Source organism: Pseudomonas fluorescens Q2-87 (assembly GCF_000281895.1).
GTDB classification, from domain to species: domain Bacteria; phylum Pseudomonadota; class Gammaproteobacteria; order Pseudomonadales; family Pseudomonadaceae; genus Aquipseudomonas; species Aquipseudomonas fluorescens_S.
Map to the genome: position 1 here is coordinate 1075543 of NZ_CM001558.1, position 14257 is coordinate 1089799.

The 14257-nt window shown below is 59.5% G+C and carries 15 protein-coding genes; 8 read left to right on the forward strand and 7 right to left on the reverse strand.

Translation table 11 applies throughout. The annotated features are described in order from the left end of the window. Positions 1-69: 69 nt before the first annotated feature. On the reverse strand, positions 70-1386 hold the full coding sequence (locus PFLQ2_RS22790; protein ID WP_003178301.1) for a nucleotide sugar dehydrogenase: 1317 nt from the start codon (positions 1384-1386) through the stop codon (positions 70-72). Positions 1387-1857: 471 nt separating this feature from the next. Here PFLQ2_RS22790 and PFLQ2_RS29490 point away from each other — a divergent pair, with 471 nt between their 5' ends. After that, positions 1858-2142 carry a hypothetical protein gene (locus tag PFLQ2_RS29490; protein WP_152632670.1) on the forward strand — a complete coding sequence of 95 codons (285 nt, stop codon included), beginning with the start codon at positions 1858-1860 and terminating at the stop codon, positions 2140-2142. A gap of 53 nt (positions 2143-2195) precedes the next feature. On the opposite strand, the gene yaaA is transcribed toward PFLQ2_RS29490, so the two are convergent. Continuing rightward, on the reverse strand, positions 2196-2975 hold the full coding sequence (gene yaaA, locus PFLQ2_RS22785; RefSeq protein ID WP_003178303.1) for a peroxide stress protein YaaA: 780 nt from the start codon (positions 2973-2975) through the stop codon (positions 2196-2198). A gap of 268 nt (positions 2976-3243) precedes the next feature. Here yaaA and PFLQ2_RS22780 point away from each other — a divergent pair, with 268 nt between their 5' ends. The 7 genes from PFLQ2_RS22780 (at position 3244) to PFLQ2_RS22755 (ending at position 8574) form a co-directional block, all read left to right on the forward strand. Next, positions 3244-4368: a polysaccharide deacetylase family protein gene (locus PFLQ2_RS22780; protein WP_003178306.1), complete on the forward strand. Its 1125-nt coding sequence runs from the start codon at positions 3244-3246 to the stop codon at positions 4366-4368. Positions 4369-4372: 4 nt separating this feature from the next. Beyond that, positions 4373-4618, forward strand: coding sequence for a hypothetical protein (locus PFLQ2_RS30365; protein ID WP_160167762.1), 246 nt, complete (start codon positions 4373-4375; stop codon positions 4616-4618). An 86-nt stretch (positions 4619-4704) separates the two neighbouring features. Next, positions 4705-6099 (forward strand): PhoH family protein, encoded by a 1395-nt coding sequence (locus PFLQ2_RS22775; RefSeq protein ID WP_003178308.1) that lies wholly within the window; start codon positions 4705-4707, stop codon positions 6097-6099. A 260-nt stretch (positions 6100-6359) separates the two neighbouring features. Continuing rightward, entirely contained in the window at positions 6360-6833 is a 474-nt protein-coding gene (moaC, locus tag PFLQ2_RS22770) for a cyclic pyranopterin monophosphate synthase MoaC (protein ID WP_003178310.1), read from the forward strand. Next, positions 6830-7072, forward strand: coding sequence for a molybdopterin converting factor subunit 1 (gene moaD, locus PFLQ2_RS22765; RefSeq protein ID WP_003178312.1), 243 nt, complete (start codon positions 6830-6832; stop codon positions 7070-7072). The genes moaC and moaD overlap by 4 nt, the downstream gene beginning before the upstream one ends. A gap of 3 nt (positions 7073-7075) precedes the next feature. Further along, positions 7076-7525 (forward strand): molybdopterin synthase catalytic subunit MoaE, encoded by a 450-nt coding sequence (gene moaE / locus PFLQ2_RS22760; protein ID WP_003178314.1) that lies wholly within the window; start codon positions 7076-7078, stop codon positions 7523-7525. Between the two features lie 272 nt (positions 7526-7797). Further along, the gene (locus tag PFLQ2_RS22755; protein WP_003178316.1) at positions 7798-8574 is read left to right on the forward strand and encodes an ABC transporter substrate-binding protein; all 777 of its coding nucleotides are present in this window, start codon (positions 7798-7800) and stop codon (positions 8572-8574) included. A gap of 128 nt (positions 8575-8702) precedes the next feature. Here the strand turns inward: PFLQ2_RS22755 and PFLQ2_RS22750 are convergent, their stop codons facing one another. From PFLQ2_RS22750 to PFLQ2_RS22730, 5 genes are all read right to left on the reverse strand, one after another. Then, positions 8703-9347: a helix-turn-helix transcriptional regulator gene (locus PFLQ2_RS22750; protein WP_003178318.1), complete on the reverse strand. Its 645-nt coding sequence runs from the start codon at positions 9345-9347 to the stop codon at positions 8703-8705. Positions 9348-9434: 87 nt separating this feature from the next. Further along, complete coding sequence (locus tag PFLQ2_RS22745; RefSeq protein WP_003178320.1) at positions 9435-10562, reverse strand: NAD(P)/FAD-dependent oxidoreductase; 1128 nt, start codon at positions 10560-10562, stop codon at positions 9435-9437. A 147-nt stretch (positions 10563-10709) separates the two neighbouring features. Further along, a complete protein-coding gene (locus PFLQ2_RS22740; protein ID WP_003178322.1) occupies positions 10710-11663 on the reverse strand; it encodes an ornithine cyclodeaminase family protein in 954 nt (317 codons plus the stop codon). 124 nt (positions 11664-11787) lie between these two features. Next, positions 11788-13251, reverse strand: coding sequence for an ATP-dependent RNA helicase RhlB (gene rhlB, locus PFLQ2_RS22735; protein WP_003178323.1), 1464 nt, complete (start codon positions 13249-13251; stop codon positions 11788-11790). A 96-nt stretch (positions 13252-13347) separates the two neighbouring features. Further along, the gene (locus PFLQ2_RS22730) at positions 13348-14004 is read right to left on the reverse strand and encodes an alpha/beta hydrolase (protein ID WP_003178325.1); all 657 of its coding nucleotides are present in this window, start codon (positions 14002-14004) and stop codon (positions 13348-13350) included. Between the last annotated feature and the right edge of the window lie 253 nt (positions 14005-14257).

The following is a 14257-nucleotide window of genomic DNA, read 5'->3' on the forward strand; positions in this document are numbered from 1 at the left end:
TTGTGGGCGGCCCGATGGGTTAAGGCAGGCGAAAGGCCGGCCAGGGCAAGCCCTGGCCGGCAAACAGACTTACCAGCAGATGCCTTCGGTCCGGCCACTCGGGTTGGTGGCCTTGGACATGAAACCGACCAGGTCGATGACTTGCTTGCCTTCCGGTACGTTCTCGGTCAGCGCGCGGAACTTCTCGTCGCGGTTGCCCAGGATGATGATGTCGGCGTTGTCGACCACTGCGTCGAAATCGGAGTTGAGCAAGGACGAGACGTGAGGAATCTTCGACTCGATGTAATCCTTGTTCGCACCGTGGACACGGGCGTATTCGACGTTGCTGTCGTAGATGCGCAGGTCGTAACCCTTGCCGATCAGCATTTCCGCCAGTTCTACCAGCGGGCTTTCACGCAGGTCGTCGGTACCGGCCTTGAAGCTCAGGCCCAGCAGGGCGACTTTGCGCTTGTCGTGGCTGGAAACGATGTCGAAGGCGTTCTGTACCTGGGACTCGTTACTGCGCATCAGCGAGTTGAGCAGTGGAGCTTCCACGTCCAGGGAACCGGCGCGGTAGGTCAGGGCGCGAACGTCCTTGGGCAGGCACGAGCCGCCGAAGGCGAAGCCTGGGCGCATGTAGTACTGGGACAGGTTCAGGGTCTTGTCCTGGCAGACCACATCCATCACTTCACGGCCATCGACGCCGACGGCCTTGGCGATGTTGCCGATCTCGTTGGCGAAGGTCACCTTGGTGGCGTGCCATACGTTGCAGGTGTACTTGATCATCTCGGCGACGGCGATGTCCTTGCGGATGATCGGTGCGTCGAGCTCTTCGTACAGCGATTGCAGAACGTCGCCAGAGGCTGTGTCGAACTCGCCGATGACGGTCATCGGAGGTTGATCGTAGTCTTTGATCGCGGTGCTTTCGCGCAGGAACTCAGGGTTGACCGCGACGCCGAAATCAACGCCAGCCTTCTTGCCGGAGCAGTCTTCTAGGATCGGGATGACCACATTGGCAACGGTGCCCGGCAATACGGTGCTGCGAACCACGATGGTGTGGCGGGTGGTCTTGTCGCGCAGGACAAAACCGATCTCGCGGCATACCGCTTCGATGTAGTTCAGTTCCAGGTCGCCGTTCTTTTTGCTGGGAGTACCCACGCAAATCATCGACAGATCAGTATCACGAATCGCTTCGGCGAAGTTGGTGGTTCCGCGCAGTCGGCCTGTTTGAATACCTTGCGCCAGCAACTCGCCAAGACCCGGTTCAACGATCGGCGACTTACCCGCGTTGATCATGTCGATTTTGTCTTTGGCGACATCCACGCCAACTACATCATGGCCCCGTGCAGACAGGCAACCGGCACATACTGCACCGACGTAACCCAAACCAAATATGCTAATGCGCATCGCATTTACCTCTGTTTTTCACGCCATTAAATGGCCGGAGTTAATAGTGTCCAGCGGTCATAGTGCACTCGGAAATGTGGAATGCAGGCGCCACAAGTCCGTGTGCAGGCATACTAAGTTCCGAGTGTCCAAATAATTGCACTCAAGTTGTGCGCAAAATGGCCTAGTTGTTATGACCTGCCCTGTTATGCAGCCAGTCCTCGTTGTCGGGAACGTTCGTGCAAAGGTCGTTCACCTCTGATCCCTGGCAAAAAGCCCACAAAATCAGAAGCTTGTGTGCTCAGGAGAGCACGTTATAGGGGCGCAGCCTTGGCCTTGTAGGGGATAGTAATGGTGCGTTATCTCCCATCCTTTAAGGGTGGATCCAATAAGACGACCGTTTCGCTAAGTTGCCATGACAACTTGGTTACTTCGTTCGACGTCCTCTGTAAGTTATCTCTTACACGTACGGCGAGAATCGTTACGGGTGGTATGAGCCGTGCAATTTCACATAGTTCCGATCCGCTCATCGCGATTTTCGAAATTTTTCGAAATATTATCGAAGATGGCACTGCTCGCAATATGATGGCACTCGCCGTTTCGCCCTTTATGAATAGGGAGTTAGAGGGGGTAGATATACTTTTGCCACTACGGAAGAAAAAAATCGGTGCCACTACGCAAAAAACTGACGAGTGTCGAGTGAAAGAAAAGTTAGCAGGGGAGTGGGTCGATTTATTGGCGCCATGGAACTGGCGAAAGAGGAAGGAATTAAAATGACAAGTCGCCGATTGATCGAGGCCCCCAATCAGGGGGCGTTATAAGGTTATGCTTTATTCAGGGGCGTGGTCGCGCAGGAATACGAATTTGTCCGGGCTCGACTGTTGGGCGTTGAAGCGGTAGCCCTGTATGTCGAATTGCTTGAGTTGTGCAGGATCATTGATGCGTTCCTGGATCACGAAGCGACTCATCAGGCCGCGGGCTTTCTTGGCATAAAAACTGATGATCTTGTGCTGGCCGTTCTTCAGGTCCCTGAATTCGGTATCGATGACGCGCGCTTTAAGTGCGCTGCGCTTGACTGCCGAGAAATATTCATTGGAAGCCAGGTTCAACAGCATGTCATCGCCCTGGTCGGCCAGGGCTTCGTTCAGCCATTCGCTGATCCGGGTGCCCCAGAACGCATAGAGGTCCTTGCCGCGGGCGTTGGCCAGCTTCGTGCCCATTTCCAGGCGATAGGGCTGCATCAAATCCAGCGGGCGCAGCAAGCCGTAAAGACCCGACAGCATGCGCAGATGCTGCTGGGCGTAATCGAAGTCGGCTTCGCCAAAGCTTTGCGCGTCCAGGCCGGTATACACGTCACCTTTGAAAGCCAGCAGCGCCTGCTTGGCGTTCGCGGGGGTAAAGGCTGGCGTCCAGCTGCCGAACCGCGCGGCATTGAGGCCGCCGATCTTGTCGGAGACGTGCATCAGTTCGCTGATTTGCGCCGGCGAAAGTTCACGCAGCTGTTCGATCAGCTCCTGGGAGTGATCCAGGTACTGCGGCTGGGTAAAACGCTCGGTGGCCGGCGGTGTTTCGTAGTCGAGGGTCTTGGCGGGGGAAATCACCATCAGCATGCAATCGTCTCCTTCAAAGGTGCGGCGATTCTAGGGGGTTGTCCGGGTGGACTCCAGCTATTGGGGTGATAGGTGATGGGTGGTGAGTAATGGTGGGGGCTTTCGTGGCGAGGGAGCTTGCTCCCGCTCGAGCGCGAAGCGGTCGCCAGCTATCTTGGGGCTGCTTCGCAACCCAGCGGGAGCAAGCTCCCTCGCCACGCAAGCTGCAAAATGAGTTCGCCAGGATCAGCTATGATGCCGCGCAAGTTTCGTTATGGAGACATCCCTTTTGCGCATTGCCCTAATGTTATCGGCTTGGCTGTTGAGCCTCGCAGCCATGGCCGCGCCCAACGACGTCGCGACCCTGGACCGCAGCACCTGGCCGGAGCAATTGAGCAATCCGACCCTGTTCGATGTGGCCTCGCGGGCCGAAATCCTGATGTTCGCCCGGGTCCTGCTGGACACCGACGCCATGGATGAAATTGCGCTCAAGCAGTACCTGGGGCTGCGCACGGTCAATATGCCCGCAGTCGAGGCGTTGCGTGCGCGGTTGTGGCAGCGGTTGCTTGCCAATTACAACTTCGCCCAGCAGAGCTGCGACCAGGACGCTTCCTTCTGTTACCTGGTCGAGAACATGGCGACCCTGCGTGAAGAAGCGCGCCGGTTTCACCTCGATGAAGACTCCTACTACTTCAAGTGGGCCGGGCCAAGCCAGATCTTCCATACCCAATACCGGGACGAATTGTTGCGCAAAGCCGCGCTTTTTCCCCAGACCAGCAGCGAAATCGAACGTTTCGGCGATTACGAACGCAACGGCGCGGACATGCACGACCGACTGTTCCTGCTCACGTTTGACAGCGGTGCCAACGTTGCGCCGGATAACACCCCGTGGCTGACCGAATATCTGCGCAAGTCGAACATGAACGGCACGTTCTTCGTGCTGGGCAAGGACATCCAGGCACGGCTGGCGGAGCGCTCTGTCAACAGCTTGCAGGCGCTCTACTCGGGACAATGCGTGGGTGTGCAGGGGTGGGAGTTCCGTTCCCACAGCCACTGGCAGGACTGGCAGGACTCGGTGCGACGCAGTGTCGAGATGGTCAAGGGCAAGCTGCCTGAGAACTACGTACCGCTGTTCCGTCCGCCCCAAGGCCAGCGTCGTGGCGATGCCGAATCGTTCTTCAGGCAACAAGGCCTGCAAGTGGCGCTATGGGACATCGATCCACAGGACGGCAACGGTCGGCTCAAGCCCGAGCAGAGCGCCCAGCGCACGCTGACGCTGATGCTGCTGTGGCGTCACGGGGTGATCAACTTCAATGCCAAGCAGGATGGGGTGAAAACGGCGATGCCCTGGCTCATCACGCAGACGGCGCAAAGCGGGATCGGATGGGCGGACTGCCAGGAAGCGTTTCGCTGAAGCCATGAAAGGCCCGGAAACATTGGGGGGAGTGGAAATTTCGGCGCACATTCATGACAACCGGACTTCCGACTTTAACGGTGCGATGGCGGTACGCCAAGGGTTATTCGTCACTCTGAAAAATAAACTTCAAAAAAGCGTCAAAGTGCTTTTTCCTGTCATGGGTTTTGGAGTATCAAGAAGCCAGACCGCCGAAACCTGCAACACAGGTGGCGTCTTCCAAGACCCAGGTTGTGTGCAGTTCACCTGAATCCTCGCGGGTGAATTCGGTGGCTACTTCGAGGCGCAGCACTGTCACGGTATTGCGTCGAATGGCCCCCACATAGGTGACCGAGTATGGATGACCACGGACGTAGCCCTTCCTCCAACCAGCCAATCCTCTATGTACTCGATACCAACGTATTGATCCACGATCCAAACGCGCTCCTGAACTTCGAAGAACACCACGTTGCCATCCCGATGACTGTCCTTGAGGAACTCGACAAACTCAAGAGCGGCCACCACAGCGTTGCGGCCGAATGCCGGCAGGCGATCCGCCTGATCGACAAGACCCTCGGCGATGCCTCCCCGGAAGACGTTGAGCTCGGCGTGCCGATCCAGCGCGGCAAAAGCGGCCCCAAGGGTCTGCTCTCGATCTTGATGAGCAAGCGCACCGAACCCAACCTGGTGCTGCCTGAACACTTGAACGACAACATCATCATCAACCAGTTGATCGACCTGCACGCGCGCAACAAGGACCAAGCCGTGGTGCTGGTGACCAAAGACATCAACATGCGCCTCAAGGCCCGCGCCTGCGGGATCGCGGCGGAGGACTACAGCACCGACCAGTTGGTCGACGACGTCTCGCTGCTGCCCAACGGCTACCACAACATGACCGGCTCCTTCTGGGACCGTGTAAGCAAGGTCGAAACCCGCCAGGACCACGGCCGTACCTGGCACCAGGTGCAACTGATCGACAACCTGCCGGCGGTGCACATCAACGAATTCATCATCGACGAACAAGGATTCGTCGGCTGGATCAAGGAAATCCATGTCGACAAACTGCTGATACTCGACCTGCATCAAGAGCCCCTGCTGCACCAGGAGGCCTGGGGCCTTAAGCCGCGTGACATCTATCAGAGCCTGGCCCTGTTCGCCTTGCTCGACCCGGACATTCACCTGGTCAACCTGTCCGGCGCCGCCGGTTCCGGCAAGACCATCCTGGCCCTGGCCGCCGCCATTGAGCAGACCATGGTCAGCAAACGCTACCGGCGCATTATCGCCACCCGCAGCGTGCAGGGCCTCGACCAGGAAATCGGTTTCCTGCCCGGCACCGAAGCGGAGAAAATGGAGCCTTGGCTGGGCGCCATCACCGACAACCTCGAAGCCTTGCACATGGATGACGAAAGCACCCATGGCAGCGTTGACTACATCCTCAGCAAAGTGCCGTTGCAGTTCAAATCCCTCAACTACATCCGGGGGCGCAGCTTCCAGCAGAGCCTGATCCTGATCGACGAATGCCAGAACCTGACCCCTCACCAGATGAAAACCATCATCACCCGTGCCGGTGCCGGTTCCAAAGTGGTGTGCCTGGGTAACCTGGCGCAGATCGATACCCCTTACCTGTCCGCGACCAGCTCCGGGCTGACCTACCTGACCGAACGTTTCAAGGACTTCCCCAACGGGGTGCACATCACCCTGCAGGGCGTGCCGCGCTCGATCCTTGCCGAATACGCTGAATCGCACCTGTAACTCCAGCCAAACCGGGCGACTTCAGCGTCGCCCGGTTTTTTTGCGCCCGATAAGCAGGCTCTGTGGGAGCGGGCTTGCTCGCGAAGGCGGTGTAACAGCTATAAATAGGCTGTCTGACACTCCGCTTTCGCGAGCAAGCCCGCTCCCACAAGGGTTCTGCAATGATTGGATAGATGCGGACCGCCACCGGTGCGACAATCAGTCCTGCCGGAATCTGACCCACAGGTTTACAATCGACGCTCCCGATCAGGAGTAACCCTGTGCTGACTCATCTCGATTCCCAAGGTCGCGCCAACATGGTCGACGTGACCGACAAGGCCGTGACGTTCCGTGAGGCTACGGCCGAAGCTTTTGTGCGCATGTTGCCCGACACGCTGCAGATGATCGTCAGCGGTGGTCACCCCAAGGGCGATGTCTTCGCCGTCGCACGCATCGCCGGCATCCAGGCCGCGAAGAAAACCAGCGACCTGATTCCACTCTGTCATCCGTTGATGCTGACCAGCGTCAAGGTCGAGCTTACCGCTGAAGGGGAGGACCGGGTGCGTATCGTGGCCCGGTGCAAACTGTCCGGGCAGACCGGGGTGGAAATGGAAGCGCTGACCGCTGCCAGCGTTGCCGCGCTGACCATCTATGACATGTGCAAGGCCGTGGATCGGGGCATGATCATCGAAGGCGTGCGGGTATTGGAAAAGCTCGGCGGTAAAAGTGGCCACTTCCAGGCGGAGGCCCAATGAACATCACGGTGAAGTTTTTCGCTCGATATCGCGAGGCCTTGGGCGTGGACTCGGTAAAGGTAGAGGGCGATTTCGCCACGGTCGACGACGTGCGCGCGCTGCTCGCCCAGCGCGACGGTGCCGAGGTGCTGAGCGAGCAAAACCTGATGTGCGCGCGTAACGAAGATTTGTGCCAGCTCGATGAGCCGCTGGCGGACGGCGACGAAGTCGCATTCTTTCCCACCGTCACCGGAGGCTGAGCCATGGCGATTCGTGTGCAGGCCGATCCGTTCGACCCGGGCGCTGAAGTCAATGCGATGCACGCAGCCAACGTCGGCGTCGGGGCGGTGGTGAGTTTTGTCGGTTACGTGCGCGACTTCAATGACGGCCTCGACGTGTCCGGAATGTTCCTGGAGCATTACCCGGGCATGACCGAAAAGGCCTTGGGCAAGATCGCCACCGAGGCCGAGCAGCGCTGGCCGTTGCTCAAGCTGGAAGTGCTGCACCGCATCGGCGCCCTGGAACCGGGCGAGCCGATTGTTTTCGTGGCAGCCGCCAGTGCCCATCGCCAGGCAGCGTTCGATGCCTGCGCCTTTGTCATGGATTACCTCAAGACTCGCGCGCCGTTCTGGAAGAAGGAAAACACAATCGACGGCCCGCGTTGGGTCGAAGGGCGCGACAGTGATCATGCGGCGGCGGATCGCTGGAAGTAGTAGATACCCTGCAGTTCTTCATTGATTGTTATGCCGCCTTCGCGAGCAAGCCCGCTCCCACATTGGATGGATGTCGTACACAGTATTTGTATTCGACGCAGTTTCCTTGTGGGAGCGGGCTTGCTCGCGAAGAGGCCACCAGCCTCCCATCACTTTCTCCTGGTCCCCAATTGACGGTGTGTACATTAAAGTCCAGTATGGATTTATAAGTACAAAACACCGCTGTGCCTACTTTCTCTGCCAAACCAACAACAACCCGCGAGAGATCGATCATGAAGAAGCTTCCCCTCATCACCGGCCTGGCCTTGAGCCTGTTGGCCTCCGGCAGCCTGTTCGCCGCTGAAAAAAATCTGCGCATCGGCATCGAAGCGGCTTATCCGCCGTTTGCGTCCAAGACTTCAGAAGGGAAGATCGAAGGGTTCGACTACGACATCGGCAACGCTCTCTGCGCGCAGATGAAGGTCAAGTGCGAGTGGATCGAAGGCGAGTTCGACGGGCTGATTCCGGCGCTGAAAGTGAAGAAGATCGACATGGCGCTGTCGTCCATGACCATCACCGAAGAGCGCAAGAAATCGGTGGATTTCACCCACAAGTATTACTTCACCTCGTCGCGGTTGGTCATGAAGGAAGGCGCCGTGGTCGATGACCAATACGCCAGCCTCAAGGGCAAGACCGTGGGTGTGCAACGTGCTACCACCACCGACCGCTTCGCCACGGAAGTCTTCGAGCCCAACGGCATCACCGTCAAGCGCTACAGCAATAACGAAGAAATCTACATGGACCTGGCGTCGGGTCGCCTGGACGCGATTTTCGCCGACACCATTCCGCTGGAAGACTTCCTGTCGATGCCACGCGGCAAGGGCTACGCCTTTGTAGGCCCCGAGCTCAAGGATCCGAAGTACGTCGGTGAAGGCGCCGGTATCGCGGTGCGCAAGGGCAATACCGAACTGGTGGCGGACTTGAACAAGGCCATTGATGGGATTCGGGCCAGTGGCGAGTATCAGAAAATCCAGGCCAAGTATTTCAAGTCGGACATCTACGGCGACTGAAACATCGCCTTCGCGAGCAAGCCCGCTCCCACATTGGATCTTCGTTGGACATAAATCTTGTGTTCAACGCAAATCCTTTGTGGGAGCGGGCTTGCTCGCGAAGGCGTCAGCAAAGGCAACCCAAGGTCTCAGCCCTTCAACTCCTTCAACTCCTTCAACTCCTTCAAATGCTTGTACACCGTCGCCCGGCCCATGTTGAGTATATTCGCCACATAGTTGGACGCGCTCTTGCCCTTGAAAGCGCCTTCGGCATGCAACGCCAGCACCAGCTCGCGTTTGTGGTCGCGGGTCAGCAGGTTCAGGCTCAGCTGGCGCTCGCGCATCCAGGCGTGGAGAAAGGTATTGATCCGCTCCTGCCAGTCATCGCGAAACAATGAGTCCGGCTGGGGAATCAACTTGCCCGGCGAGAGGAACAGATCCAGCGCGGCCTTGGCATTCTCGAACAGCGAAATATTCAGGTTGATGCACAGCACCGCCAGCGGATGGCCGTCGGCGTCGCGCAATACGCTGGTGAGGCTGCGAATTTTCTGCCCATCCCAATTCAGCTTTTCGTACGGCCCGATATTTCGCTCGCTGACATCCTCGCTGAGCATGTCTTCCAGGGACGAATCGTCGCCGATCTCACGCTTGGACAGGTTATTGGCGATGTAATCGACTTTCTGCGTGCGCAGGTCGTGCAGCACCACTTCGGCGTGTGGATAGAAGAGCGTGGCGATGGCGTCGGCGATGGTGTGGAAATTATCCAGTGCCGGATCGGGTAGCGGGGCGTTCATGACAGGGCTCCTGGCAGCGTCAGCGCCCCGTGGAACAGGGGCGCGGGGAGTGTGCCGCAATCGAGGCGATGCGTCACCTGGGTGGGATCAACCCAGGCGTATCGGCGACAGCATGGCGTTGCTCAGGCCGAAACGGGTCAAGGCCTCGGGCAACGGTTCGCCACGCACCAGCGCCGCGCTGGCCTGGCCCATGGCTGGAGAGGTCTGGATGCCGTAGCCGCCTTGGGCCGCGACCCAGAACAGTCCGGGCACTTGTGAGTCGAAACCGGCTACCAGGTCACCGTCGGCCACGAAACTGCGCAAACCGGCCCAGGTGCGGGTCGGTCGGCGGATGGTCAGGGTGGTGGCTTCTTCGATTTGGTAGATCCCCATGGCGATGTCCAGTTCTTCAGGCTGCACGTCGTGAGGTTCCACCGGGTCGGCGTTGGCCGGTGAGCCGAGAAACATGCCGGCGTCGGGCTTCATATAGAAGGATTCGTCGAGGCTGACCAGCATCGGCCAGTCATGAATATCCACACCCTCTGGGCCGGCGAAGATAAAGGCCGCGCGCCGCTTGGGTTGCAGCCCCAGCTTCCGGGCGCCGGCCATGTCGGCGACCTGGTCGGCCCAGGCACCGGCTGCATTGATCAACACAGGTGCGCTGAAGGTCTGGCTGGCGGTCTCCACGTGCCACAATCCCTGGTCGTCGCGACTCAAGCCCAGCACTTCACTGTCGGTATGCACTTCACCGCCATTGCGGCGAATACCGCGCAGGTAGCCTTGGTGGAGCGCGTCGGTATCGATGTCACAAGCCGTGGGGTCGTAGATCGCGCCGTGGACCTTGTCCCGCCGCAGGATCGGCAGCCGCACGCAGGCTTCTTCGGCGCTGAGCAGTTGCATCTGCGGCACCGTCGCCTTGGCGCTGAGGTACTGATTGTTCAACTCGGCCGGGTCGCCGGTGAAGTCCACGGTCATTTCGCCCCGCGCGGTGAGCAAGGGATGTTCGCAGAAGCCACTTGGCGGGGCATCGAAAAAGTCCCGGCTGGCCTGGGTCAGCGCCCGCACCTGTGGCGTGCCATAGGCCGCGGTGTACAGCGCCGCCGAACGTCCGGTGGAATGGTAGGCCGGATGGGATTCGCGTTCGAGCACCATGACCCGCCCGTGGGGGGCCAGCCAGTAACCGGTGGAAGCACCGGCGATACCGCCGCCGATGATGATGAAGTCTGCTGAAGCCATGAAGCTCTCCTGTCGAGCACGGTGCCGGGCGTTCGCCAAACCCTGTGGGAGCGGGCTTGCTCGCGAAAGCGGTGTAACAGCCACATCAATGGTGAATGTGCTGCCGTCTTCGCGAGCAAGCCCGCTCCCACAGGGGAACAGTTTGGGTCAGATTTGCTGGTGCATCCGGTAAAGCGCATTCGCCAGCGCAACGTCTTCCAGCCCCAGGCCGATGGAGCGGAAGAACACGTGGCGGTCATAGTTCGGTCGCGCGACTCGTTCGCTGAGCAGGTCGGGCAAGTCGCCGACAACGCTCGACGCCTGCCAGCCGAACTGTTCGCCGGCGATCAGCATTTCCCCGGCAGAGCCTGGCGTGGTCTGGCGATAGCCGCAGAACACGTCCATGTCGCTGAGGCTTTGGGGCGGTACTTCGTGCGCTCGCGGCGCATTGGTGCTGATGGAGGTGATCAGGGTTGGCTTGCCGAGCGTGCTCGGGTCGAGCACCGCTTTGGCGGACGACGTGCAGAGCATCACCACATCGGCGTCCTTCAAAGCGGCTTGCAGGCTGTCGGCGATTTGCAGGCGTGGGTCCAGGCCGGTGAGCAACGCCAGTTCCTGTGCCGTTTTGCCTTTCAGGCTGGGCGAATAGAGGCTGATACCTTGCCAATCCCTCAGGCCCTTGACGTATTGCACGTGCGCCCGCGCTACCGCACCGCTGCCGATGACCGCCAGGCGTCGGGCTTGGAGCGGGGCGAGGGCATCCACGGCAACGGCGGTGGTGGCGGCGGTGCGAGCGGTCGTCAGTTCGCTGGCATCACACAGCAGCAGCGGCTGGCCAGTCTGCATCGACATCAGCAACGTCCAGGCGGTAACCAGCGCACCTTGTTCGCGCACGATGTAGGGCGAGGTCTTGATCCCGTAGACCTGGTCTTCGGCCAGCACGCCCAGATAATTGATGAAGTCCCCGGCGCCCTGGGGAAATTCCACGAGTTGCTGGGACGGTTGCACCGCTTTCCCGGCGGCGAGGTCGCGAAACAGCTTGCGCAGGGTTTGCGGCACATCGACGTGTCCGAGCAGTTCTCGGGCCTGGGCTTGGGTCATCACATAGGGCGTGGTGGTCATGGGGGCTCCGGGTGCTTTTTATAAACTAATTTGTCCATTATGGACTTTTAGTTTAATCGGGCAATATCCCAGGCGAAAAAAAACGCAGCCATTTCGGCTGCGTTTTCAGGATCGGCGATAGCGATTAAGGCCGCTTGCGCTCAACCGCCCGCAATAGATGCGTCGGCGGGGTTTCGCAGTTGATCTTTTTCCCCAGCAGCGCCTCGATGGACGGCAACTGATAGGAGTCATCCTCACCGGCGAAGCTGATCGATACACCCGCGGCGCCCGCACGACCGGTACGGCCGATGCGGTGCACGTAGTCATCCGGCACTTCCGGCAGGGTGAAGTTGATCACGTGGCTGATGCCGTCGATGTGAATGCCGCGACCGGCCACGTCGGTGGCGACCAGCACGCGGATCTTGCCTTCGCGGAAACCTTCCAGGGTCTTGATGCGCTTGTGTTGGGGCACGTCGCCCGACAGTTGGGCGGCATTGACGCCGTCGCGCACCAGGCGTTCCTCGATACGCCGCACTTCGTCCTTGCGGTTGGCGAACACCATCACCCGCTCCCAGCCGTTGTCGTTGACCAGGTTGTAGAGCAGCTTGTACTTGTCGGCACCGGCCACCGCATAGATGTGCTGCTCGACGTTTTCGCTGGCGACGTTCTCGGCTTCGATCTCGACGATGGACGGGTCGGTGGTCCACTGCTTGGCCAGGTTCATCACGTCTTCGGTGAAGGTCGCGGAAAACAGCAGGGTCTGGCGTTCGCTTTTCGGTGGGGTCTGGCGAATGATCTGGCGCACCTGCGGGATGAAGCCCATGTCGAGCATGCGGTCGGCTTCGTCCAGCACCATCACTTCGACCATGTCCAGGTGCACGTCGCCGCGCTGGTTGAAATCCAGCAGGCGGCCCGGTGTGGCGACCAGGATGTCGCAATGGCGGGCTTCGAGGTGCTTGAGCTGCTTGTCGAAGTCCATGCCGCCCACGAACGTCATGACGTTCAGGCCGGTGTACTTGGTCAGGTCGGCGGCGTCCTTGGCGATCTGCACCACCAGCTCGCGGGTCGGCGCGATGATCAGCGCTCGCGGCTCGCCCATGTAGCGTTCCTTGGGCGGCGGGGTCTGGAGCAGTTGGGTGATGATGGAAATCAGGAATGCGGCGGTCTTGCCGGTGCCGGTCTGGGCGCGACCGATGGCGTCCTTGCCGGCGAGGGTATAGCCCAGCACTTGCGCCTGGATGGGCGTGCAATACGGGAAACCCAGGTCCTGGATGGCGTGCATCAATTCTGGGGCGAGCTTGAAATCGTGGAAGCGGGTCTTGCCTTCCTGGGGTTCTACGACGAAGTCCTCGAGCTTCCAGGCGACGACCGGCGGTTTTGGCGCGCGTTCGCGGCGTGGCTTGGGGGCGTCGTTGCGTGGTTTTTCGGGTTCTGGAGCGATAAGAGGCTGGGCGGCGGGCTCTTTGTTTGCCTGTGCAACGGGGGCAGCCCGGCGCGGTTGTGGCGCATCGGTACGGCTCGGGGCGTGGACAGGGGCGCTTGCGCCAGGCGCGAGCTGCTCGGCCTCGCTTTTACCGAACATCTTCTTGAGTGCTTTGAGCACGGTCATCTCATCGATTGGTTAAGGAATGTACGCCGGCCAGTGTAATGCAAGAAACGGGCGCGGCGTAGTGTGATCATCAAAGGGCTGGCGTGGCGATTGGCCTCAGCGCAACCGCTCGGCCAGCCAGTTGCCGATGTCGCGAATCTCCTCGGGTAACACTTCGTGGCCCATTGGGTATTCCTGCCATATCACGGTGACACCATGCTGCTTCAAATACTCTTTCGCCGTCCGCCCCATGGGGTTAAGTACCACTTCATCGTACTGTCCGTGCAGCGCCAGCACCGGAATACGTTGCTGGCTGGCCGACAGCTGCAGTTCTTCGCTGAAAGTCGGTGCATAAGTGGAGAGTGCGATCACGCCCCCCAACGGGCCCTGCCATTTCACGAAAGCCGTGTGATAGACCACCGCGCCGCCTTGGGAAAATCCCGCCAGGAAAATCCGCGAGGCGTCTATTCCGCTGGCTCGCTGGGTTTCGATCAGATCGATGACCCGTTGTGCCGAAGCTTCCAGCTGCTGTTCATCGATGGCCCGGGCCGGGCTCAAGGCGCGGATATCGTACCAACTGGGCATGGCGTAGCCGCCGTTGATCGTTACGGGTTGGGTCGGCGCCTGGGGTAGAACGAAACGTGTCGTGAGCAGGCTTTGCTGCAACATTTCAGCGACCGGCATGAAGTCATAACGATCGGCGCCCAAGCCGTGGAGCCAGATAACACACGCGTCGGCAGTGCCGCTGGGCTCGAGAATCAGGGGGTCGGTCATGGTTGTGCTCCAAATTTGTGCGGGTGCGCCCAATCAGTGCGTGATTACAGTGCGTTCCCGGTGCCTCAGTTAATTAGATGTCGCAAAGTTGAAAGTTTTTGTCTTGACGTGTTTTGCATGGCCTAAGCGCAGCGGTCTGGTACGGGCTTTGCTATGGGGATGCTGAGTGATGATTCTTACGCTGCGCGGTAACACTATCAGTTAGCCGCGCCGCATGGGATATCAGAAATCCGGTGATGAATGTTCGCCAATA